Below are 22,985 nucleotides of genomic sequence, written 5' to 3'. Positions count from 1 at the left end.
GTTAAACCAGCAGAATCGCCGTCAATAAAGCAATTTGTTGGTTCGGCTAAGTAATTCAGTTTTTGAAATTCAATTTTATATGCACTATTTCCCATTGTTACAATAATCATATTATGGCTATGTTAGCTGTTTCTTAGCCCACAAGTTAACAATCTTAAGTAATACCGATTATTGGACAATTCATTTATTCCGCGACAACATAAAAAAAGAGACGCAGGACAAGTCCCACGTCTCCGCGATCGCATTAAGCGATCTACTTATTTTGAATTAATTTAACAGATACTGCATACCAGCAGCCAGAATTCCGCCGACAATTGGGCCACACATTGGGACCCAGGCATAGTTCCACTCAGCCGCACCCTTGTTGGGCACTGGCAGAATAGTGTAAGCCAATCGTGGACCCCAGTCACGGGCAGGGTTCAGGGCGAACCCCGTAGTAGTCCCCAAGGCCATCCCGATGGTCATGATTAACAGTCCTACCATGAATGGCTTTAGTCCCGTCGTGAAGTTCCCTAAGTTCAGGAGAATGAAGATAAAGGCCCAGGTTGCGACAACTTCAGAGATGAAGTTAAAGGCCGGATTCTTAATTGCTGGCCGGGTCGCAAAGATGCCGACCGAGTTACCAGAAGCTTCATCTGGTGACGCCTTGAAGTGAGGATAGAATTGCAGAATCACAATGGCAGCCCCCACAAAGGCCCCCAAGAATTGGCCTAGCAGGTAGGCCCCAACGTGCGCCCATGGGAAGTACCCAAACAGGGCAAACCCAATCGTCACGGCTGGATTCAAATGCCCGTCCGATCCAAACATGCCGGCCACGTAAACGCCCATGGTCACGGCCATCCCCCAGGCTAAACTCACGTACGTCCAGTTGGATCCCTTGGCATAGGTTTTATTTAGATTAATACTTGCCCCAGTTCCGGCACCCAAGACGATTAGAATCATGGTCCCCAGGAACTCACCCATAAAGCCACTCATAACACGAACACCCACCTTGTTAGTTTTTTTCCTCAAATTTTGAACTATTAACAGTCTACCATAGACGTTCCGCCTAGCGGAGCTAAATTTGGGACCGCTTCCAAAATGTAAACTTTTCATAACAAATGACGGAGGCACTAATTATTTACATAAAGCGTTTTACCTGGCGATGGATCGCGTATTTGGCCACAAAAAAAGTTTCGACCAAGCGGCCGAAACTTTTTATCTGACAGGCTTTATGCTGGGGAAACGCCCAGTGTGTTCTTGTTGCCACCGTTTAAAATCTTGAAGAAACTAGCAAGCTCCTTCTTCCGGTATGAGGCTGGCACGAATTCCCGAATAGTTTCCAGGTCAAACCCAGTCGCCAACTTATTACGGTCAACCACGATTGGGTTCTTCAGAATTCCCGGATTCTGCTGTAAGAGATCAACCAACTCGTTCATCCCCATGTCCTGAACGGACTGTGGCAAAGCCTTGTAAGCCTTGGAACGGGTAGAAATCAAGTCGTCGGTGCCTTCTTCAGTTAAGGAAAACATGTAGAGAATCTCTTCACGAGTTAATGGTTGTTTTTTAATGTCACGAGCAGTAAAGATGGCGTCGTGGTTCGCAAGCCATTTCATAGCCTTCGTTACCGCGGTAGTTTTTGCATGAAAGTACATTTTGATCATAGAATCGCCCTCCAATTATCTTCTCTTCGATGAGGTACTTGGGTTAGCACTCTTTTAGTTGAGTGCTAATTTATGATTCTCATTGTACACCACAATCCGAAATGATGAAACCCATTACCCCCACAGTTGACTGCCTTTTAACAATTTCTCAAGATCCTTGGCCAACCGACGTAGGGCAACAACCCTACTATCTCGGGCTTAGGCTAACCTTAGCAAGAGAATCCACCCTTTTTACGCCCGAAAAATGAATTTTTTGCGAAGATCTCCTCATTCCCCGTGTTAAACCATTGGCATGGCTTTCATTGCTGTTAGTTTTATTGAAACCTAAGACCAGATTGATAAAGTGGTCCGCCTGCGGCTGCCAGGGATTACGCCTGCTGTGGGGACGCTTCAGCCCTGTGGGCTTCTCGCTCGATTTGAAGACCCGCCAGAATCGCGGGTCTTCAAAGTCGCCCGTGGTGTAAGGCCGAGAAAAACACTCGGTCTAACGCCACCACCACGGCCGGCTCCATCCCTGGCCTCCTCCGGCTAAGATCATCTTCTGCCACGACTAACAGCACTCAATACCTAACTTCAGGAATCTACTAGTGATGGTTGGTAACCAACCCTACCGGCATCGTAGAAATTTCAATTATTCCCTTTTCCATATCTATCACGATAGCATAGCACCATCCTTGGAGAACTTGATTCTAATCAAAAAGCACGGTCAAAACCAAATTCGATTTCACCATGCTTTTTTAATTTATCGCTATTGCAATTCGAAAGCCGCTGCTCTGGTCCACAGACCATCACTCATTCTATAGAAGGTCGTGACCGATCCACTCGAGGTTTTTCGCTGAACCCTTTCGGTGATGTGCACGACTCGCTGGGCGATATCGGCTGTGGTTCCCCGTTGTTGTGCCAGCAGCGGATCATTGAATGGCCGTGTGTAGACCGGATAAACCTTAGCTAACATGGCGTCGTGATCGAAGGCCTCACTGGTAAAGGTATCGAAGGTCAAGGCACCCTTACGAATCCAATAGGTCTTCGCATTGGTTTTCTTACTGAATCGAATGCGGTACCACTTTCCAGTATCAGCCTCCGCTCGCATATCAATATAGACGCGCTTGGTCTTGATCGACTGCCACTTGAACTTCAGGGCATTCCAATTCTTATGGCCCTTGATCACGTTATAGAGCGTATAGTTCTTATAATTTTTACTCAACTGGGCATGTTGCGAGGCGATCCCTTTGAAATAAGTCTCATGCTTGTTAGTCTGCTTACGCTTCTTGAGTTTTTGACCAGTGTCGTGAACGACTGCCGTTGGTTTAATCGTGTGTTGCGGCTTGACCACCGTTCCCGACTTTTTGGCCTTCTTAACACTATTATTAGCGACCGTGTTCCCCGTCATGGGGAAGTTACTCATGAGAAACTGGGCCTGGCCATTTTGTGTCGTGGCCTTGTTCCCCGTAATCGTGACCTGCGTCATTGGGTTCGTGGCATAGCGACTGTCTAGGCTCACGTAACTATGCATCGGGTTCACATCGGTAAAAGTATTATCCTTGATATTGATATTGGTCATCTGGTAGTTACGCAACGTATTTCGCAGATAAATGTAGTCACCCGACCCTAAGGCATGCTGATTGATAAAATGGTTCCCGGTAATCCACAGGTTGGAAATGCCCTTAAAGTGAATCGTGGCCATTCCACTCCCAGCGGCACTGGTCAGCGGCTTGGGGTCAACCACAGTGTTGTTACTGAAACGAACATCGTGGATAATTCCCCCGACACCCTTGTTATAGACAGCATGTTCCCCAATCGGATTGGGCGCGTAGACCTTCACGGACCCACTGGCCTTCTGGACTGGCAAGAATTGACTGTCGGTCACCGTCACCCCGTAGGTCGGCAAGTTATCGTATTGGTCCCCAGGATTCTGGTAAGACATGGCACGCAGATTAGAGTAATCCACCTGAATGGCTTCCTTATAGTCTCGCGACCCATCAAACCCGGTGAAGACCGATCCGGTCACATTAATATTGTGACTGCCATCGAGATCGAGATAGTGGCCAGTCGGTGATTCTGCGTTGTCGAAGACACAGTCTTGAAAATTAACGTTCTGCGCATGGTGCACGCTCTGAACGAAGACGCTTTGGCCCTTGACGTGGTCACCCTGGAAGGTAGCGCGTTGCCAGGTCACGTTCTTCAATCCCCCGTCATATCCGGCTTTCGGACTCGGATAAACGAAGAACACCTCATGACCATCAGTTACCCGAAAAACGGCACCCTTATCAAACTTAAACGTTATGTTCGAATGCAGTAAAATTTTTCCAGAGTCAAAGACGTACGTCCCCTTCGGCACACGGACCGTCAGAGAATCTTTATCCCACTTATCCAACATGGCTTGCATGGCCTCATTGTTCGCCGTCTCACCATCGCCAACCATCCCCTGGTTCTTGGCATTGATCGTCGTCGCCGCATGGGCCACAACGGATTGACGCGATGATGTTCCGGGAAGACCACTCAAACTCAACAGCGCTGTCCCCACAACGACTGTCATTAGTAAACCGAGCTTTCCCCTCAAATTCACAAAAAACCCCTCCATTTCAAGTATCCTACTCGCGACCAATTATAACTAAGACAACATAAGAAATGGATCATCTTAACTAAATTGTTACACGAATATAAGAAACTTACAGTGAAGGGGTTTTACTTTTCAATTGTAAATTAATTTAAGTTTGTTACATTAATTTTGAGATGTCGTCATGCAAATTGTTTAAACGGTCGACAACCTTGCCACGAACGGACGTGTAAACTTTAACACCATCTGGTGTCAGCTTCAGGTTGTGTTGACGACGGTCCACCGTGGAGGCGATACTTTCAATTAAACCAGCCCGCAACAACCGTGAGATTTGTCCGGAGATCATGGATTTAGAAACCCCAATCTGACCGGCAAACTTGGTTGGTGTGAATTCCTCCCGTTGGGTGGTGATGGCATGTAATAGATTAAATTGTTCCAGAGAAATCGTAATGTCCTCCGTTTTAATCGTGGTTACTGGCCGCATGATCTTTTGGAGCTGGGAGAACCATTCCAAGGATTGGTTTAAATCGTTCGTTTGCGTCATTTCTGCTTTCTTCCTTTCCAGTTGAGCTAGCGGTAAGCCTGCGGTAGCGGTTACTATTCTTACCCGCTAACCATTTATTATAGCCCTTATTTTCAGTCTTTATGTTACCGATTCATTAATAGTTTATAGCATTACGAATGAAAAAACTAGTGATCCGCAATCTTTTTGTCATATTTCTTCTAGCTTAGAACATTGAAATCCCAAACAGAAGCCCGTATGATTAATGTTAACGAAATCTAAACGAATAAGGAGACCGGTATGACACATATTAAACTTATTGCAACAGACGTTGACGGGACCTTTCTCAACTCGCAGCGTCATTATAATCAGTCCCGCTTCCATGAACAACTCGATCGGCTTCACGCCGCGGGCATTCACTTTGTTATTGCAAGTGGCAATAGTCTCGGCCACCTTCATGACGTCTTCGCACCCACGCCGGCAATTAAAACGTTCGTCGCCGAAAATGGCGGTCTCATCACGAGTGGGGATCAAACCCTCTTCGAAGATGCTATTCCCACACCGGTAGTCCACGAGATCGTCCGCACCATCCTCGCTGACGACACGTTGCGGCCTCAAGTGCTCCGCTTATCCGGCGCTCATGGCACCTATATCAACCGTGCCGACCAGACCAATGATCCGGCCTCGCAGGCCTACTTCTTCAACAATATTGTCCTCGTCGATGACCTGACACAGGTCGATGATACCTTCTACAAGGTCAATGGTGAGTGGCCTAACGAGTCGATTCAAGCCTTGGCAGCCAAGATCAACGACCGCTTCCCGACAGAAATTCACGCGACGGCCAGTGGTTTCGGCAGTATCGATATCATCCCACCCCACATGAACAAGGCCATTGGCCTCCACCAGTTGGCGGACTCATGGGGCATCAAACCGGCTGAAATTGCGGCTTTCGGTGACAACGATAATGACCAAGAAATGCTGGCTCACGTCGGTCTTGGTGTTGCCATGTCCAACGGCACCGACACGGTGAAACAGGTCGCAGACCTCATCACCAAAACGGATAACGATCACGATGGGGTCCTCGACGTCATCGATGCTATCTTAGCAGGCGAAGTTTAAAACTAGCTAAATTATTCAGGGTCTGGGGCATTTGTCCCGGCCCTTTTTAATTTGCCTACTAGTTTCAATTAGGCGTTCACCCAGAGATGCGTCGCAATTAGCCGCCACATTCGCTCGGTGGCGTGCAATTGACGATGGCTGGTGGCCGGCACGTGAACCTCCACGTACCCCACCGGACTGCCACTCACAACCCCTCGTAATGGGGTGATTTGACTGACCGGAACCGAGCCATCCGTCAGATGCCCTGAGAGCGTCCCATAGACGTTAATGATTCGAGCCTTAGGATGAGCCATCAAATGATGTTTCGCCGCTCTCAGCCGCTGATAAGACACATCAGGGGTATCCAGACTGCCCTCGTCTACCGGTGCCCCCAGAAGGACTAACCGATGGAGCACGGGTAGATCGGCATGGTGACCGTGACGAACCAAAGTGTGAACGGCCGCGCTGCCACCCCAGGAATGGGCCACGACATTGTAACTCGAGACGCCATACCGTTGTTTCAAGGCACGTAGAATCGCCGTCAGCCATTGAACCTGCTGCTGATAGCCACGGGTCGCACTATGGTCGAATAGGACTTGAATGACCGGATTCTCCCCGGTGCCGTCCCATTGCCCACTGAAACGTAGCTTGCCAGTCCAACTCACGCGGACCGTCAAGACTTTCTGGGCATAGCCTGCCCGTGGTAACCATCGTAAGAAACCATTGAACGTCCAGGCATTGCCTGCCCAACCTGGAATCAGGAGGGTCGGTGTCTGGCTATAGGTCACGTCTTGCCGATGATGAGTCAAAGGCTCGGGAGGTACCGCTCGTTGTCCCAGCCAGTGATACCCTAACCAACTACCCCCTAAGATAATCGGGAGCCATTGCCATTTAAGGTTCATGATTACTTCCCCCTTAAACTAATCCATTATGCCAGTTCTTTTGATTGCGTACAAGTTAAAATTGGCGTACTTAATTATTTTTGCTAGTCGCCATTTCTGACGATAACCCCCGTCCAAGTTCACCATCCCCCTTGGCCACATCCCCGTCAAATCGCGGGGTCCGCGTGAACATCGTTTGACAATCAACCAGTCAAACCCATAAAATAGAAGAAAATGAAACCGCTTAATTCAAAAAATCAGAAACGGGGACTTGCTCATGCAGACCGCAACGAAAAATTGGGATACTTATCAAAATCAGGTCGTGACCCGCTACGTCATTGAAAATGATCATGGCGTAAAATTAGCCGTTCTCAGTTGGGGGGCTACGCTTCACACGTTGTCCGTACCCACTGCTAACGGCGAGAAGAACTTGGTGTTATCTTACCACAGGATGGCCGATTATCTTGATAATCCGTTCTACGTTGGCATGAGCATCGGCCGAACCGGTGGCCGGATCTCCGGCGGGAAGTTTCCCCTCAATGGTCACACCTATCAGGTTGATACTAACGAAGGCCACAACACCCTCCACGGGGGTCCTCACGGCTTCAACACCGTGAACTGGGATGGCCAATTGGACACCAGTGATCCACAGGCACCCCAGATCATTTTCACCCATACCTTTAAGAGTTCCGAAGATTCCTTCCCCGGCGATCTCGCGGTACGCCTTACCTATACGTTGACTAATGAAGATAGTGTCACCTTGACCTACACCGCCACTAGCACGGCGGATACCCTGTTCAATCCCACGCAACACGTTTATTTCAATCTGGGCGAAGACCAATTGATTGCGGGCCAAACCTTACAGATTAATAGTCAAGAACGACTGGAACTGGACGCTGAAAAGCTTCCTACCGGTCAATATCTCTCAACCGCCGGCACACCATATGACTTTGCGAACGGCCAGTACTTGGGAAGTGCCATTCGGGGTCTCCAAACGATTCCGGAACAGGGCATCGATGACGTTTATCACGTCGTTCCCGCCGCTGACCAAACCATTGCGGAACTCAGTGACCCGCTATCGAAACGCAGTGTCACCATCAAGTCCGCTAGAAATGGTCTCGTGGTCTTCACGGCCAACTCCTTTACCTCGCAGATGAAGCTCGCTACGGGCCCCGGTCAGCCTTACATGGGCCTAGCCTTGGAACCGCAGAGCTTGCCAGATTCACCCAACCATCCCGAATTCTGTGACGTCAGTCTGCCAGCCGGTGAAACCCGGACTTATCAGATCACCTACGACCTCAGTTATTAGGTGAGTCGCCATCGTTGACAGGGCCCATCTTTCTATGATAAATTTATAAAACGTAATTATTATCATTTAAGAAAGGAGGACCCTTTATTCATGGCTAAAAAGTCTAAGATTGCTAAGGCAAACCGTATCGCGGCTACTGTCGCCAAGTACGCAGACCGCCGAGCAGAACTCAAGGCCGCCGGTGACTACGCCGCACTGGCCTTACTGCCCCGTGATGCTTCCCCTACTCGGATGCATCATCGTGACCACCTGGACGGCCGTCCTCACGCCTACATGCGTAAGTTCGGGATGTCTCGGTTGAACTTCCGTCAACTAGCCCATGCCGGTCAGATTCCCGGTGTGAAGAAAGCTAGCTGGTAGTTTCCCTAAAACTTAAAACTTGCACCCACGTCAACCCTGCCCGCGGCTTCGTTTGACGTGGGTTTTTTCGTGACCTAAACTTGAGATAGTTTGATTTATTGGGGTCGGACCAATCGGCTATCCCCAAATAATGAAGGAGCGTTTAGCATGACAGAGGTTTTATCAGTAATTCGAGAATTTGACATTTTTGGTGGCGGTGACGATGCCCCTTATGGTATCGATACCCCCAAGATTCACGCTCAGTTCGTGGGCGTGAGCCCCGCTATCACCTTTGATACGAGTAACCAACCGCGTTTAGCTCGACAAAAGGAACGTGAATTACGGACGTTGGAAGATAACATTCGTAAGGAATTCAGAGACCAGTTGAGTCACCAACAAGGTGGGAATTTATCCGCTAACTTGAACATCTTCGGCAGCCTCATCACTACCTTCAAGCAACGCTTGGAAGACACGTTGCTGGTCAAGGATCAGCTTGAATTGGAAAGCCTCACCATCAGTGGTGAATGGCTGACGTACTGGCAGGACAAGACACCATTAGCACGGCAAAAGACGGCTCAGCAACAGCAGATGCCTAGCGACCTTTAGACTGCAGTCTGTGATAAATTTGCCGCCTGCGGCTGTCAGGGATTCCGCCTGCTGTGGGGACGCTTCAGCCCTTGGGGCTTCTCGCTCGATTTGAAGCCCCGTCAGGGGCACGGGTCTTCAAAGTCGCCCGTGGTGTAAGGCCGAGAAGAACACTCGGTCTAACGCCACCTCCACGGCCGGCTCCATCCCTGACCTCCTCCGGCTAGGATCGTCCACGACAATTACGGCGAGCTTAAGCGTCTCGATTCCATCAAGCGGTTAAGACCAAGATCCTGGCTGATACTTGCCGTGTGCTGGCAAGCCCAGTCACAGTCAGTGGCTGGCCAAACTTGAATCAAAAAGCCTAAACCAAAACAAATAAAACAAATGGCGTCATAGCAGCTATCCAAATGGATACTGTTATGACGCCATTTTTAAATTTCTCGTTAATCAGAAGCAGATTAGAATCGCCGTGACTCTGAGATCGGCATTCGTCTAATTGCCAGACTTTGGACTCTGCTACGATTGCCTTAAAAACGCAACCTTAGCCGGAGGAAGCCAGGGGTGGAGCCAGCCGTGACGAGGCCTGTTAGACCGAGCGGTTTTCTCGGCCTTACAGCCTGGGACGACTTGGGAGACTCGTGCTTCTCAGCGTGGCTTCCAAGTGAGCCGGAAGCCCGCCCTTTGGCTGCAGGCGGTCCCCACAGCAGGCGTAACCCCTGGCAGCCGCAGGCTACCAATCCGAACTTATTTAACGGTAACGGATTTTCCTGCGACGTCGATAGTCAAAAGTTCCCCACTGAGTAATTTGAAGTGTGACCCACTACCATCGACACTAACCTCGATCAGCCGACCTCTGAAGACCTGCCGGAAGGAGTAGCGTGACCATTTCTTAGGCAGGAATGGCGCAAAGTGTAAGTGACCATCCCGAACCCGCATACCGGCGAAGCCTTGAACAACCGCGATCCAGCCACCGGTCATGGCCGTGATGTGAAGGCCATCCTTGGTGTCATTGTTGTAGTTGTCCAGATCCAGTCGGGCCGTCCGTTCGTAGAGTTCCACGGCCTTATCCTCGTAGTGTAGGTCGGCCGCAAGCACCGCGTGAATGGCCGGTGACAGACTAGACTCATGTACCGTGAGCGGTTCGTAGAAATCGAAATTAGCCTTCTTCTGTTCTGGGGTATAGTCGTCAATAAAGTCCCAGATTCCTTGGAGCACATCACCTTGCTTGATGTAAGGTGAGCGCAGAATCTTATCCCAGGACCAGTGTTGATTGATTGGCCGTTGATCTGCTGGAATGGCACTGACCGGCTGAAGATCCTTATCGAGGAACCCATCGTGTTGCACGAAAATATTGAGATCCTTGTCGTATGGCAGATACATCCGATCGATGATATCTTGCCACTTGGTCTTCTCGGCCGGCGTCACACCGAGTTTTGTTGCGGTTTGTGCATCGACTTGGCCTAAGATTTCTAAGGTATAGCGTAAGGTCCACTGGGCCAACATGTTGGTGTCCCAGTTGTTGTCGACGTTATTTTCATATTCATCGGCACCGGTAACCCCGTGAATCATGTACTGACCCTTGCGTTGACTGAAGTGAACTCGGTCAGCCCAGAACCGTGAAATCTCGGTCAGTACCTTGGCACCTTCATGCAGCACGTAAGAGGTATCGCCAGTGTAGCGAGTGTAGTTGTAAATAGCGAAGGCAATGTCCCCGTTACGGTGAATTTCTTCAAAGGTGATTTCCCACTCGTTGTGGCATTCGATCCCATCGAACGTCACCATTGGGAATAAGGCGCCCTTAAGTCCTTGTTGTTGGGCATTGATGTAAGCCCCATCGAGTTGCTTGTATCGATACATCAAGAGATTTCGCGTCACTTCTGGATTCGTAATGCCCAGATAAACCGGAACGGCGAAGGCTTCGGTGTCCCAATATGTGGCGCCACCGTACTTTTCCCCCGTGAACCCTTTTGGTCCGATATTCAAACGTGAATCTTCCCCATAGTAGGTCGAGAACAGTTGGAAGAGGTTGAAGCGAATCCCCTGTTGCGACTCGTCATCCCCTTGAATCTGAACGTCAGATTTAGTCCAGCGGTCGGCCCAAACGGTCTCATGCATGGCCAGCAACTCATCATAGCTTTCCAGAGCCACGTGATCACTCAGTTGGTGCATCGCCGTGGTCAGTGCGGAAACATCAGCGTAGTCCCGTGAGGTCACCACGATGACCCGCTTTTCCAACTGTGTCGTGGCATTAGGTGCCAGTTCACCGGTATAAGCCGCGGCTACCGCCTGGTCGTTAGGTTGGGCAATGGTCACTGGCTTTAAGGCGGTCACCACGCGCATTTCCATCCCCGAAGTAAACTGCGGCGTACCGAATGGATTAGGGGTCGTTTTGGCAATAACACTGCCTTGATCGGCCTGCTGGTCGGTGGCCAGAATATCCCAGAAGCGTTCGTCGTAATTGGCTTCTTCATTCTTGACGTTGCCGTCAATTCCGGGTTTGAGCGTCAGGGTTACCGCATCGGTTCCCAGGTTCTTCGCCGTCACCCGTTGCACGGCAAGTTCGCGCTGGCTAACACTCAGGAAGCGCTCGAAAATCAAGTTCACCCGAGTTGCCCCGCGCTCCACAACAAATGACCGAGTCAACGTGCCGTGTTGCATGTCCAGGTCTAAGGTGAAATCGCTAATGTTGTCTTTTGCCAGATCAACGGCTTCGCCATTAATTTCGATCGGTAACTTCATGAAATTGACGGCATTGACAACTTTTCCAAAATATTTCGGATAGCCGTTCTTCCACCAACCCACTCGCGTCTTATCCGGATACCAAACACCCCCGAGGTAGATGCCTTGCAGCGTGTCACCACTGTAGCCTTCCTCAAAGTTGCCCCGCATCCCCATGTAACCATTTCCCAGGCTCGTCATTGATTCCTGTAGTCGCTTGTTTTGCGGGTCAAAGGTATGGGTGATGACATGCCATGGTTGGACTTCAAAAATTCGTTTCATTGCCGAACGCTCCTTTTTATAAATCATTTCATTTTTTAAACATCTGATTAAGCCTTGTAAGTTTCCTTAATTGCCCCGACCGCAACAGCTCCGAGGGCCAAGATAATGCCGGCCAGAATGAACATGTTGGCCTGAACCTTCCCTAAGAGTGGGAACAAGGCGAAGCTAGCCAGTGAAGCCACAATTTGTGGTAAACAGATGGAGCCGTTGAACAGTCCCAAATAAGTGCCCATGTGAGCCCCGGACAAGGCGTTCGTGACCATTGTCAGTGGGTAGGTATTCATTGCCGCCCAAGCGATCCCCACCAGAACAAAGGCTACGATTAAGGCGTATTGGTTGTGAATGAAGAAGACCGATACGAATCCTAAGGCCCCTAGGCCCAGGCTTCCGGCATAGCCCAATTTGTGGTGATCGTTTGGTAACTTAGCTAACACGTAGGACCAAATGACGGCTGCAATCGATTGAACCGCTGCCAAGACCCCATACCAGTTACCGGCAGCTTGATAGCCTGCCGAAGCGGCATTGGTCGTGTGCCAAACGTTACCCGAAATGGCCCCAACTGAGTAGGTCCACAGGTATTGGAAGGCAATCCAGCAGAAAAATTGAACTAAAGTGACGGTCCAGAAGACCCGTGGTGCCGACTTAAGCAATGACCACCAGTTACCACCGGTCGTATTGTCTTCCTTGGCAATCCCATGATACTTCGCATAGGTGTCTGGATCGTATTCCTTCACCCGGAAAATCGTAAAGAGACTGGTAATCACCAGCAGCACAGCCCCAACGTAGAAGGCCACCTTAACCGTAGCAGGCACAACCCCTTTAGCCGCGGTGTTGGCAATCCCAATCATCGCAAAGAGAAATGGGAGAATAGCGGCGACAACGGCACCCGTGTTGGATAAGAAGCTCTGGATTCCGTAAGCGTAACTCTTCTGGTCATCATTGACCATGTCCCCCACCATCATTTTGAATGGTTGCATGGCCACGTTTGACGAGAGGTCCAGGAAGGCAACCGTAATCGCTCCAAAGAGCAGTGCGGCCATCGAGGCGTACCCGAAGCCGAGACTCCCAGAGTTCGGTAACAGACACATGACGATGAGCGCCACGATCGTTCCAAGTAACAGATAAGGTAACCGCCGACCGCCTAATTTAGGCAACCAAGTTCTGTCGGAATAATACCCCACGATGGGTTGCACGATCAGTCCGGCCAGTGGTGGCAAGATGAAGAACCACCCTAAACTGTTCGGATCCGCCCCAATCGTTTGAAAAATCCGGCTCATCTGTGAACTTTGCAGGGTAAACGCGGTTTGCACCCCGAGATACCCAAAATTAATCATCCAAATGGTACTTGCTGGTAATGTTGGCAAGCCATTGTTTGCTTTGGCCGCAGCCGCTGTCAATGATTCATCTGCCATAACCTGAAGCCTCCCATAATTTTAGTTACAATTGAAAAATAGTCACAATTGAAAAATAAGTGCTGTCATCATTATGGCACCGCTTCCAAATTAATGCAACCGTTTGCGCAAATTTTATTTTTCACGCCACGAGCCACTTTATTTTCAAATTCGGGATCCATTCACGCGCGAAAGTCTCTTCAAATTTTATCGATAAAAAAGGCCGAGACACCTGTCTCAGCCTATCATCTAGCGTTTATTTAATTTCATAAGGAATTGTAATTTGCCGTGGTGTGGCCGACTCCAAGGGTTGGCGATCACTGAACAACAAGGTCACCGTGGCCGCCCCCATCTTTTCCGGATAAAGATCGACTGAATGCAGGTCAGCATCGGTCAAACCTACCGGTAAAGAGCGGTTAAAACTTACAATTGGGAAATGACTGGCCCCGCTGCTCTCGCGAATCAAGCGATAAAATTCGATGGCATTGAAGTCATCGGTGGCCATAATCCCATTGATTTCGGGATGACGCGTGATGAATGAGCGGGCCTGCTCTAGGTCGCCCAGCTTGCACGTGAGAGGTTCCACGTTAAATTGGGCCGTCATTCGTTCATAGCCTTCACGTCGCTGCTGTTCGTAAGCCCAGTCGTGCGCGGATTCGACGAAAACGGGATGGGTCACAGCTAGTTGATCCAGCAGATAGGACGCCCCACCAATGCCAGCCTTCAAGTTGTCGTTATCAACAAAAAGGTCGGTCGGGTCATCGACTGGTTGACCAATCGTCACAAACCGCAATTTATTCTGCCGTAAAAAATCCGCGATGGGATCGGTACGATGGGCGTAAAGCAAGATAAACCGTTTGATTTTCCCCTGCGTCACCATGGACTTAACGTTGGCTAGGAGCTCGTCTTCCGTCTTGCTGATGGCCACGGACAGCACATACTGGCGTTCCATCAGTTCCGTATTGATTCCGCGCAACAGATCGATGTAAAACGGGTTCTCAGAAAAAGTGTGGTCGGCCGTCGGAAAGACAACGCCCACTGTATTGGCCTCACCCGCCGTGAGATTTTTGGCATTATAGTTGGGCCGATAGCCTTCAGCCGTAGCCAATGCCTGGATCCGTTTACGGGTCGCCACGCTGATACGTGGATTATTATTTAATGCCCGGGAGGCCGTGGAGACCGACACGCCCGCCTTAGCGGCAATATCACGGATAGTTAACATCTTCGAAAGCTCCTTATGCTGCACTTGCCAATTCGTTCTAATGCTTCAGATCTTACCATACAACCGGCGGGAATAAAACTTTCCTTGTGATGGTGATGTGTAAAAACAAATTGGAAAAGGCCGCCTGCGGCTGCCAGGGATTACGCCTGCTGTGGGGACGCTTCAGCCCCTTGGGCTTCTCGCTCGATTTGAAGCCTCGCCAGGGGCGCGGGTCTTCAAAGTCGCCCGTAGTGTAAGGCCGAGAAAAACCACTCGGTCTAACGCTACCGCCACGGCTGGCTCCATCCCTGACCTCCTCCGGCTACACTGCTTGTTAACCAGTCGGAAAGTTTACCCCAATGGGTGCCGTTTATTAGTCTGTTTGTTCAACTTTGTTTGCCCAAATTTTTACATAAAAACCGCATCCCCTCAAATAAGGCAGACGCGGTTACAAATTCTATTGTTTTTCCTTTGCCGTGGGCTTTTCATGATGTCCCGCTAGGCCTGCAGGATTAATTGGGAGCGTCGTAATGAACTGACTTCCCTGGGGCTGATTCTCCTTGACCACAATCGTTCCGTGGTGCAGGTTAACAATCCAATGGGCGATCGATAGACCCAGCCCATTTCCGCCGGTTTGTCGGCTACGGGAGCTGTCGACACGGTAGAAGCGGTCGAAAATTCGTTGCCGGTCCGCTCGTTTGATCCCGATACCTTGATCGGCAACCGTTAACTGCCACTTGCGACCCGTTAACTTAGCAGACAACGTGATTGACCGCCCTTGCGGCGAGTACTTTAGTGCATTATCGATTAGAATATTCAATAACTGATGCACTAAAGCCTGATCCAGAGTTGCCTGGAAAGGTGTGACCGGATCTAAGACCAGGGTCTTCCCCTGGCTGGCCGCAATCTCGGTATAAGGTTCCACCGTCCGCTGCATGAATGTCGCCATGTCGGTGAGTTCGAAATTAGTCTGTACGGTATTGGAATCGGACCGTGCTAGCGCCAACAGGTCCTGCGTTAATTTTTGTAGGCGCTGACTCTCACTATTGGCCACAGCGATGCTCTCTGCCTGGTCGATAATCTTATCGTTAGGCCGCGTTAACAGAAATTCCAGCTTATTCTGAATGATGGTCAGTGGGGTCCGCAACTCATGGGCGGCATTCCCTACGAACTCCGTCTGCCGGCGCCAAGACCGTAGAATTGGCCGCATCGTTAGGCGTGACATCCAGATACTCATCAGAATTGACAGGAGCCAGAAGACCCCCATGGTGATCAGCAAGACACGCGTGAAATTGGACATGGCCGCCTTCTGGGGATCAATATTTTCCATAATGAGGAGGTACTTTCCCGCCACGGCTGGGTCCGAATTAGATTTCGGCACCTTCACCAGTAATGTCCGGAAACTATACTTGCCATTCACACGGACGGTATGCAATTGGCCGACCTGGCTACGCTTGAGCGCGATGCTTTTCAACATGTCATACCGCGAACCCAATTGGGCTTGGTTGATGATTTTCCCTTTATTGCTGTAGATTAACGTCGTGGTCATAAAGGGATGAATCGCCGTCTTCTGCATCTGCCGGGGCGTCATTTCTGGCTGATGTTGGGGCCGCTTTTTCACCGGTGTTCCGGATAAACGCGACGTTCGTTCGACTCTGAGCGCCTGATCGGTACTGGTCAACATGGCGCGTTTGAACAAGACAAAAACAATCACGCCCAGCAAGACGAAAATGACGGTGAATCCGATAAAATTGTTGATAAATAACCGCCACTGTTGCGCGCGGTTAACCTTATTGCTCATCAGGTGCCTCCACAATGTAACCGGCATTGCGAATTGTCCGCAGCGACAGGTCACTGCCGGCGCGCTTAAGTTCCTTTCGCAGATTACTCATATAGACTTCCACCACGGACAGTGAGGTCTCTGAATCAAAGCCCCACAGGCGGTTGAAGATCTGTTCTTTGGTAATGATCGTCCCGGGATTGGCCACGAGATAGGCCAACAGATCAAATTCACGGCCCTTCAGGGTCAAGGGATCGCCGTCAAAGGTCGCTAAATGTTTGCTGGTGTTGATTTCCAGTTGGCCTAGCGTAATGACGTCGCTGCTATTCAAATGCCCCGTACGCTTCAGCAGGGCCTTCATACGAGCCAACAATTCTTCACGGTGAAACGGCTTGGTGACGTAATCATCGGCCCCATCATTGAATCCCCGCAACTTGTCAGCAATCGTATCCTTCGCCGTTAAAATTAAAACGGGCGTCTTGATATCCTTGTTGCGAATATGCAACAGGAGGTCCAACCCACTCTGACCGGGTAGCATCAGGTCCAAAATAATCGCGTCAAAAACACCCTGACTAGCTAGAAATTCGCCTTGTTCACCATCAAACGCGGTGGTTGTTTCGCAAATCGGTCTAATTAATTCCACAATGTCCGCGGATAACTCACGTTCGTCCTCCACGACCAATACCTTGGCAGTCGTACTCAACGGGCATTCCTCCTTTGACTTTATCTTTTTTGTTTTAGATTGTTCGCCGGAGGCAATCAGACGCCACCCTGTGGGGCAGACCTGAAGCCAAAGAACGGTCTTCAGGGCAACCTTGAACTTCGCACAACCCGCGAATTTCAAAGTTGGCCGTGGTCTAAGTCGAGACAGGACCTCGACTAAGACCACCGACACAGGGCTCTGTCTGATTACCTCCAGCTAAACTTTATTTCAAATAACTTCTTCAAAAACACTTTGTGCGGGTAGCGGTGCACGGTTAGAAGCGCAGTCCCGTGTCGGTGCTGTAAGGTCGGTGATTCTCCGACCTTACAGCACGGGACGTCTTTAAGACCACGGTTTGGGGGCTTAAAGGCGAGTTCGAAGACCGCCCTTTGGCTTCGGACGTGCCCCACAGGACGAAGCTCCTAACCGTGCACCGCGGCACACCCCACAGGGTGGCGTCTGGTGACCTCCGGCGATCAATTTAAAGGCTACTTTTGTCATTAATAACATAGTCTACGTGATGAACGATAACGCAACCTTAAGTCACTCGCCTTACCAAACACACGGTTAATTCGAATTTTAGCACGTTCTCCCATATAATGCCCGAAAATTGGAGTAGACTTTTATCAGGACAAGGAGCGTGTTATTCTATTAAGGTCAGACATTTTGTCCATTTAACAACGGAGGGGTTTTCATGAAAGAGCATCGTGACACGCTAGCGCAGGCTCGCGTCAGCCGCTGGGTGTACTTGGGGGCATTTTTAATCCCGATGATCATCATCAGTGTCATTTTTTGGCATTTGAAGATCACGCCATTCGGCCATCGGAGCCTATTATTTAGCGATACTGGGGCACAATATGTGCCGATTTTAGAGTACCTGCGATCAACGATTTCACATGGTCAGTTCCACCTATTCTCATTCGCACTGGGCACGGGGAGTAGCCTAGTACCGCTACTGACCTACTACGTTATCAGTCCCTACAATGTGCTCATCTTCCTATTCCCGGCGGCGCAATTACCGACCGCCGTGGCTTTAATCATGATTTTAAAAATTAGTACGATTGGCCTCACCATGGCTATCTTTCTACGGCGAGCCTTTCTTAAGAGCGGGTGGGCACTCCTCCTGTTCTCGACGGCCTTCAGCCTCTGTGGCTTCGTGGCGATGTACGACTACGACATTATGTGGCTCGACGCCCTCATCATGTTGCCGCTGGTCGCGCTAGGCCTGCATCGGATCGTCAGTGTCCATCATTTTGGGCTCTACACACTGAGTCTAACGATTACCATCCTAGCCAATTATTATCTCGGGTATATGACGTGTCTCTTTTCCGTCCTGTACTTTGCCTACCTCATCATCGAACATCAACGAACCGCCACCGCCTTTAAGGAAATCTGGCGCGTCCACCGGCCTGCCATCCGCCAGTTCATTATTGGGTCGTTACTGGCGGGAATGATGGCCATGGTCGTGTTGATTCCGACCGCTATGGGGATGCTCCTGACCGGTAAGGGGAACTTCTTTGTGACCAACTTCCTGCCGACCCCCCTCTTCGGCCCAGAAGTTCTGGCCCAATTTGGCCCCGGTACCACGACCTTCGTCTCACATTTGTACCACGCACCGAGCCTATTTATGGGAACCTTGATGTTCCTGCTACTCATCGTGTACTTCGTCTCCCCCAAGGTCCAGTCGATTGAAAAACACCGGGCCATGTGGCTCCTGATTACGATGGGACTCGGGCTCTTCCTAACGCTATTCAATACTATCTGGCACATGCTCCAACAACCGGCCGGATTTCCATTTCGTAACGTCTACTTCTTCACTTTTCTCGCCTTGATCATTGCCTACCGGGCTTGGCAAACGCACCCCGACCAGACTATGAATGACCCGCAAAAGGTCCTCGCTTTGGTCTGGGGAGCGGGACTGCTGGTCATCGGTTTCCTATCCGCTCGCATCTTTCCACGGCTCTGGGCCTTCATGCTCCCGGGCTACGACGCCAGTCTCTATCAACAGAGTCAGCCCGCGTTCCACCTCGTTTGGTGGGCGCTGGGACTACTGTTACTCAACACCATGCTCCTGTTCATTAGTGAGTGGCGTCCCATCCGTATCGGCTTGATGGGCCTCCTGATTTCCTTTGAACTCGGGGGTAATCTGTTGGTTGCCAGTCGGGGCATGGACTTCGGATCCCAAACAAAATTTGAAAAATACTTCAAGGCTGACACGACGACGTTGAAACAGTTCAACGCTTCCTCAACCAAGGCCAATTTCTATCGAACCGACTTTCTACATTCGCGGATCGGCAGGGCCTACGACGAGGCTTACAACCACTACAATGACCCCCTGTTATTCGATTATGCCGGATTGAGTTCCTATTCCTCAACCTTAGAGGAACCGGCCCGGGTCTTCCAAAGTGACCTCGGTTACTTCAGCAGTAATGTTCGCCGAATCAGTGCTCAGGGTAGTACCAGCCTGACCGATACACTACTCGGGGTTAAATACCGGGTCAACGTCAATCGGGATCCCGAGGTCACCAAGCTCACCACATTTGCAGGTATCGGTTTCGCCGTTCCACAAGAACTCGTGGGCTTACAGCTCGAGGATCAGGACGCCCTAGGCAACCAACAACGCATTCTCACCGCCTTGGGTGCACCGAGTGATACTCTGGCTCACGCCACTGTCCTCGATGTTTCTAACCGCCGGGCGACGGTCGATGACTTGCGTCGAGTTCCTAAGAAGACCCTGATGCCACAACAACGTTATCAACAAACGTTTAAACTCAAAGTCAATGCGACGGGAACGCTCCACGGCTTCTCACCATCCAATACGCTAATCTACTCGACCTTGCGGATTAACGGTCGGGCAGCCGGTCCCATGGTACGGGCCGATGGTTACCGCTATGTCATGAACCTGGGTTACCATCACAAGGGTGACGTGCTGACGATCAGCTATCTCACGCCAGCCCCAGCTGCTGGTTACAGCAACGAATTCATTTCGTTGAACCAGGCCCACTATCAAACGGTCGTCAACCGTCTGAAACGGCAACAATTCACCCTCTCGAAACAAAGTGGGGTTACCGACTTATCCGGAACCGTTACCGGGAGTGCCCAACGACCTTACCTGTACCTTTCCGTGCCAAACACGCCGGGTTGGCATGCCACCGTCAACGGTCGCGCAGTCAAGGTCCAACCAGCCATGCACGCACAATCAATCACCCCAGTTGTTAAGAATTATCCGGGGATGATGGCCGTGCCACTCAAGCCGGGCCAGAATCACGTGGTCTTCAGATACACCACACCTGGACTAAAGGCCGGTGTCATCACGTCGATCGTCGGTGTCATTCTGTTTAGCCTCCTGTGGTTTGGGGGCGAATGGCGCCGCGTCGTTCGAGAACGTCATCAATAAATTTGTTTAGTCAGCGTTCGGTGCATCTTGCCGAGCGCTGTTTTTGTTTTGCCGATTGCCGCCTCCCTACTTAGTACTAACGAAATTTCTTCGGTATTTTTCGCATGTTTTTAGTGGAATTCGTTTTACCCGATAAATTAGTTGTATGCTGGTTGCCTGCGGCTGCCAGGGATTACGCCTGCTGTGGGGACACTTCAGCCCCTCGGGCTTCTTGCTCGATTTGAAGCCGCAAAAAGGTCTAGCAACCACCCACTATGGGTAGTCACTAGACCTCGTTAACATTCTATTCTTAAGTTGTGGAAGTTACTCTAAGCACTTGGCCGCACTTTAGAGACATCCGCTTCACCTTTACGAACCCGGTTAACCGTAACCCGTAACAGGAATGGCGCAACTAACGTAGCCACGATGATTGCCGCCACGATGGCTGAATAACGAACGGGTGACATGAGCTTGGCTTGGAACCCAATCTGGGCAATGATTAACGCCATTTCACCCCGTGAGACCATCCCGGCTCCAACGGCCGCGGAACTGTCCCACGAATAGCCAGCTAACTTGGCCCCACCACCGGCTCCTAACAACTTGGTTAGGATGGCCACGATGGTCAGAACCACGATAAAGCCAATCTGGTGACCCAAACCATGGAAGTCCATGTTTAACCCAATGCTGACGAAGAACACGGGAATAAACAGGGCGTACCCAATCGGTTCGATATGCCGATCGACCGTGGATAAGGCCGACGTCTGCGCAATCGCAATCCCGGCAAAGAAGGCCCCAACGACATCACTCAAACCAACAAGTTCAGCCAAGTAGGCCATCCCAAAACAGAGAATAATGGCCATGAGCGTTTGGCCCATAGGGATCAGTAACCGTTCCCCAATCTTAGCCATGTACGGTGCCACCCAACGAACCACGAAGTAAATGGCCGCAAAGTAAACAATCTGTTCCAACGTGGTGATGAGCAGGTTACTGGAAGCCCCACTACCACCAACAGCGGTCCCGGTCGTTGAAACCAACACACTCAAGATTACCACGGCCAAGACATCATCGACCACAGCGGCCCCAAGGATGGTGGTCCCTTCACGACTACTCATGGCGTTCATTTCCTTTAAGACTTCTACGGAAATGGACACTGACGTCGCAGCGAAGATCACACTAATAAAGAGGCTCTCAACCATACCCAGGTTATAAACCATCCCCACCAAATACGTCCCGATCATGGGGATAATAACACCCAACAACGCCACAAAAACACTCGGCTTCAGGTAGCGTTTCAGGAGCTTCAGGTCACTTTCCAGCCCGGCGATAAACATCAGGATAATAACCCCGATCTCTGCGTAGCTTTCCAACACGTGGGTCAGACTGATCCAACCCAAGACGGCGGGTCCAATAATGACCCCCACCAACAACTGTCCAATTACCGCTGGAATCCCAATGCGCGTACTGTAGTGTCCCACCACAGTCGTTGCGAGTAGAATCAGCGTCAAGCTCATTAATAAGTTCACGAGTAGCCTCCTTTTCAACAAAAAAAGCGACAGCTCCAGAAAAATGGTCCCCCCAACCCAAGGGAAACACTATTCTTGAAAGCAGTCGCTTCAACCATCTTTTAATTTAATTAAGGACTATTATACCGAAACCAACTGGTACAAGCAACCTTGCCGCCTCGTCAAACCAATTATTTAACCGCTTACACAATCTTAACTACCGCATTGCCGGCGACCGTGTTAAAATGGATAATGATTGTGAGGTGACGCGTGTGAAGTGGTTTTTCTCTAACTTGATCGTGGTTGTTTGGGCCGTTATTTTCGGTGAAATCATTGGCTATATTGGGGATACGTTGGAAAAGATGACGTATGATCCCATGACCGTTGGTGTTATTACAGCCGTTGGCGCATTCGTTGCAGTGAACGGTATCTGGTTCCTTAACCGCGAAGGCCGTAAGCAAGCTTCAAGTGCCAAGTAACGTCAATATGAACATGATCAACAAACCAGCCTTGGCACTTGCCAGGGTTTTTTATTTTGAATTAGTTTTATAAATGGCGTGAAGGACCGCCTGCGGCTGTCAGGGGTTCCACCTGCTGTGGGGACGCTTCAGCCTAAAAATCAGGCTTCTCGCTCGATTTGAAGCCACGAAGGGCACGTGTCTTCAAAGTCGCCCGTAGCGTAAGGCCGAGAAGTTCACTCGGTCTAACGTTACCACCACGGCCGGCTCCACCCCTGACCTCCTCCGGCTACGATCGATTTTTAACTCACCTACTGGCAATCGCGGGATAAGTCACCACTTCATCCTATGCTATACACACCTAAACTGCCGTTAGCTAGTCATGACTAGCTAACGGCATGAAGAAACCCTGCAAAACCACCATCGGTTTTACAGGGCTAATTTAAGTTCATAACTCAGGGTCACGAGCCATCAATACTAGTTGATATTGAAACGGCAAAACCAATCCTAAGAATTAGGGTACATACGCTATCCGATTCAAATCCGCCAAGCTTTAAAACAGTTACGGAAAACGACACACATAGCCGGAGGAGGCCAGGGATGGAGCCAGCCGTGGCGGTGGTGTAAACTGGCGCTTCTTGCCAGTTTACACCACCG

At 50.3% G+C, this 22,985-nt stretch carries 18 protein-coding genes; 6 read left to right on the top strand and 12 right to left on the bottom strand.

Translation table 11 applies throughout. The features are described 5' to 3' along the window. Positions 1-267: 267 nt before the first annotated feature. The 4 genes from OCU14_RS04905 to OCU14_RS04890 all read right to left on the bottom strand — a co-directional run bounded on the left by OCU14_RS04905 (position 268) and on the right by OCU14_RS04890 (position 4,744). The gene (locus OCU14_RS04905) at positions 268-975 is read right to left on the bottom strand and encodes an MIP/aquaporin family protein (protein ID WP_261810051.1); all 708 of its coding nucleotides are present in this window, start codon (positions 973-975) and stop codon (positions 268-270) included. 236 nt (positions 976-1,211) lie between these two features. Then, complete coding sequence (locus OCU14_RS04900; RefSeq protein WP_057878271.1) at positions 1,212-1,643, bottom strand: Spx/MgsR family RNA polymerase-binding regulatory protein; 432 nt, start codon at positions 1,641-1,643, stop codon at positions 1,212-1,214. Between the two features lie 748 nt (positions 1,644-2,391). Continuing rightward, entirely contained in the window at positions 2,392-4,209 is a 1,818-nt protein-coding gene (locus OCU14_RS04895; RefSeq protein ID WP_261810050.1) for a glycoside hydrolase family protein, read from the bottom strand. Positions 4,210-4,360: 151 nt separating this feature from the next. Next, positions 4,361-4,744 carry a MarR family winged helix-turn-helix transcriptional regulator gene (locus OCU14_RS04890; RefSeq protein ID WP_057878273.1) on the bottom strand — a complete coding sequence of 128 codons (384 nt, stop codon included), beginning with the start codon at positions 4,742-4,744 and terminating at the stop codon, positions 4,361-4,363. A gap of 258 nt (positions 4,745-5,002) precedes the next feature. Between OCU14_RS04890 and OCU14_RS04885 the strand changes: the two genes are divergently transcribed. Beyond that, the gene (locus tag OCU14_RS04885) at positions 5,003-5,821 is read left to right on the top strand and encodes a Cof-type HAD-IIB family hydrolase (protein WP_261810049.1); all 819 of its coding nucleotides are present in this window, start codon (positions 5,003-5,005) and stop codon (positions 5,819-5,821) included. Positions 5,822-5,889: 68 nt separating this feature from the next. Here OCU14_RS04885 and OCU14_RS04880 read toward each other — a convergent pair whose 3' ends face one another. Continuing rightward, positions 5,890-6,702 carry an alpha/beta hydrolase gene (locus OCU14_RS04880; protein WP_261810048.1) on the bottom strand — a complete coding sequence of 271 codons (813 nt, stop codon included), beginning with the start codon at positions 6,700-6,702 and terminating at the stop codon, positions 5,890-5,892. Positions 6,703-6,958: 256 nt separating this feature from the next. Between OCU14_RS04880 and OCU14_RS04875 the strand changes: the two genes are divergently transcribed. The 3 genes from OCU14_RS04875 to OCU14_RS04865 all read left to right on the top strand — a co-directional run bounded on the left by OCU14_RS04875 (position 6,959) and on the right by OCU14_RS04865 (position 8,935). Next, positions 6,959-7,990 (top strand): aldose epimerase family protein, encoded by a 1,032-nt coding sequence (locus OCU14_RS04875; RefSeq protein ID WP_261810047.1) that lies wholly within the window; start codon positions 6,959-6,961, stop codon positions 7,988-7,990. 90 nt (positions 7,991-8,080) lie between these two features. Continuing rightward, on the top strand, positions 8,081-8,350 hold the full coding sequence (gene rpsN / locus OCU14_RS04870; RefSeq protein WP_057878277.1) for a 30S ribosomal protein S14: 270 nt from the start codon (positions 8,081-8,083) through the stop codon (positions 8,348-8,350). Positions 8,351-8,497: 147 nt separating this feature from the next. Continuing rightward, complete coding sequence (locus OCU14_RS04865; protein ID WP_261810046.1) at positions 8,498-8,935, top strand: hypothetical protein; 438 nt, start codon at positions 8,498-8,500, stop codon at positions 8,933-8,935. Between the two features lie 726 nt (positions 8,936-9,661). Here the strand turns inward: OCU14_RS04865 and OCU14_RS04860 are convergent. The 5 genes from OCU14_RS04860 to OCU14_RS04840 form a co-directional block, all read right to left on the bottom strand. Then, positions 9,662-11,917, bottom strand: coding sequence for a glycoside hydrolase family 65 protein (locus OCU14_RS04860; protein WP_261810045.1), 2,256 nt, complete (start codon positions 11,915-11,917; stop codon positions 9,662-9,664). A gap of 47 nt (positions 11,918-11,964) precedes the next feature. Beyond that, positions 11,965-13,329 carry an SLC45 family MFS transporter gene (locus tag OCU14_RS04855; RefSeq protein WP_261810044.1) on the bottom strand — a complete coding sequence of 455 codons (1,365 nt, stop codon included), beginning with the start codon at positions 13,327-13,329 and terminating at the stop codon, positions 11,965-11,967. A gap of 235 nt (positions 13,330-13,564) precedes the next feature. Beyond that, positions 13,565-14,530 carry a LacI family DNA-binding transcriptional regulator gene (locus tag OCU14_RS04850; protein WP_261810043.1) on the bottom strand — a complete coding sequence of 322 codons (966 nt, stop codon included), beginning with the start codon at positions 14,528-14,530 and terminating at the stop codon, positions 13,565-13,567. Positions 14,531-14,966: 436 nt separating this feature from the next. Then, complete coding sequence (locus OCU14_RS04845; RefSeq protein ID WP_261810042.1) at positions 14,967-16,310, bottom strand: sensor histidine kinase; 1,344 nt, start codon at positions 16,308-16,310, stop codon at positions 14,967-14,969. Continuing rightward, complete coding sequence (locus OCU14_RS04840) at positions 16,300-16,992, bottom strand: response regulator transcription factor (protein ID WP_261810041.1); 693 nt, start codon at positions 16,990-16,992, stop codon at positions 16,300-16,302. Before OCU14_RS04840 ends, OCU14_RS04845 begins: the two co-directional genes overlap by 11 nt. Before the next feature lie 694 nt (positions 16,993-17,686). Between OCU14_RS04840 and OCU14_RS04835 the strand changes: the two genes are divergently transcribed. Next, positions 17,687-20,389 carry a YfhO family protein gene (locus OCU14_RS04835; RefSeq protein WP_261810040.1) on the top strand — a complete coding sequence of 901 codons (2,703 nt, stop codon included), beginning with the start codon at positions 17,687-17,689 and terminating at the stop codon, positions 20,387-20,389. A gap of 308 nt (positions 20,390-20,697) precedes the next feature. Here OCU14_RS04835 and OCU14_RS04830 read toward each other — a convergent pair whose 3' ends face one another. Continuing rightward, complete coding sequence (locus tag OCU14_RS04830) at positions 20,698-21,891, bottom strand: cation:proton antiporter (RefSeq protein WP_261810039.1); 1,194 nt, start codon at positions 21,889-21,891, stop codon at positions 20,698-20,700. 251 nt (positions 21,892-22,142) lie between these two features. Between OCU14_RS04830 and OCU14_RS04825 the strand changes: the two genes are divergently transcribed. Further along, positions 22,143-22,349 carry a YjzD family protein gene (locus OCU14_RS04825; protein ID WP_261810038.1) on the top strand — a complete coding sequence of 69 codons (207 nt, stop codon included), beginning with the start codon at positions 22,143-22,145 and terminating at the stop codon, positions 22,347-22,349. 440 nt (positions 22,350-22,789) lie between these two features. Here the strand turns inward: OCU14_RS04825 and OCU14_RS04820 are convergent. Further along, positions 22,790-22,985 (bottom strand): hypothetical protein (locus OCU14_RS04820; protein ID WP_261810037.1); only part of this gene is annotated, 196 nt, incomplete at its 5' end.

The sequence above is a fragment of the Levilactobacillus humaensis genome (genome assembly GCF_024345185.1).
Taxonomy (GTDB): domain Bacteria; phylum Bacillota; class Bacilli; order Lactobacillales; family Lactobacillaceae; genus Levilactobacillus; species Levilactobacillus humaensis.
Note: the sequence above shows the minus strand (reverse complement) of the source record. Positions and strands in the feature narration are given on the sequence as shown.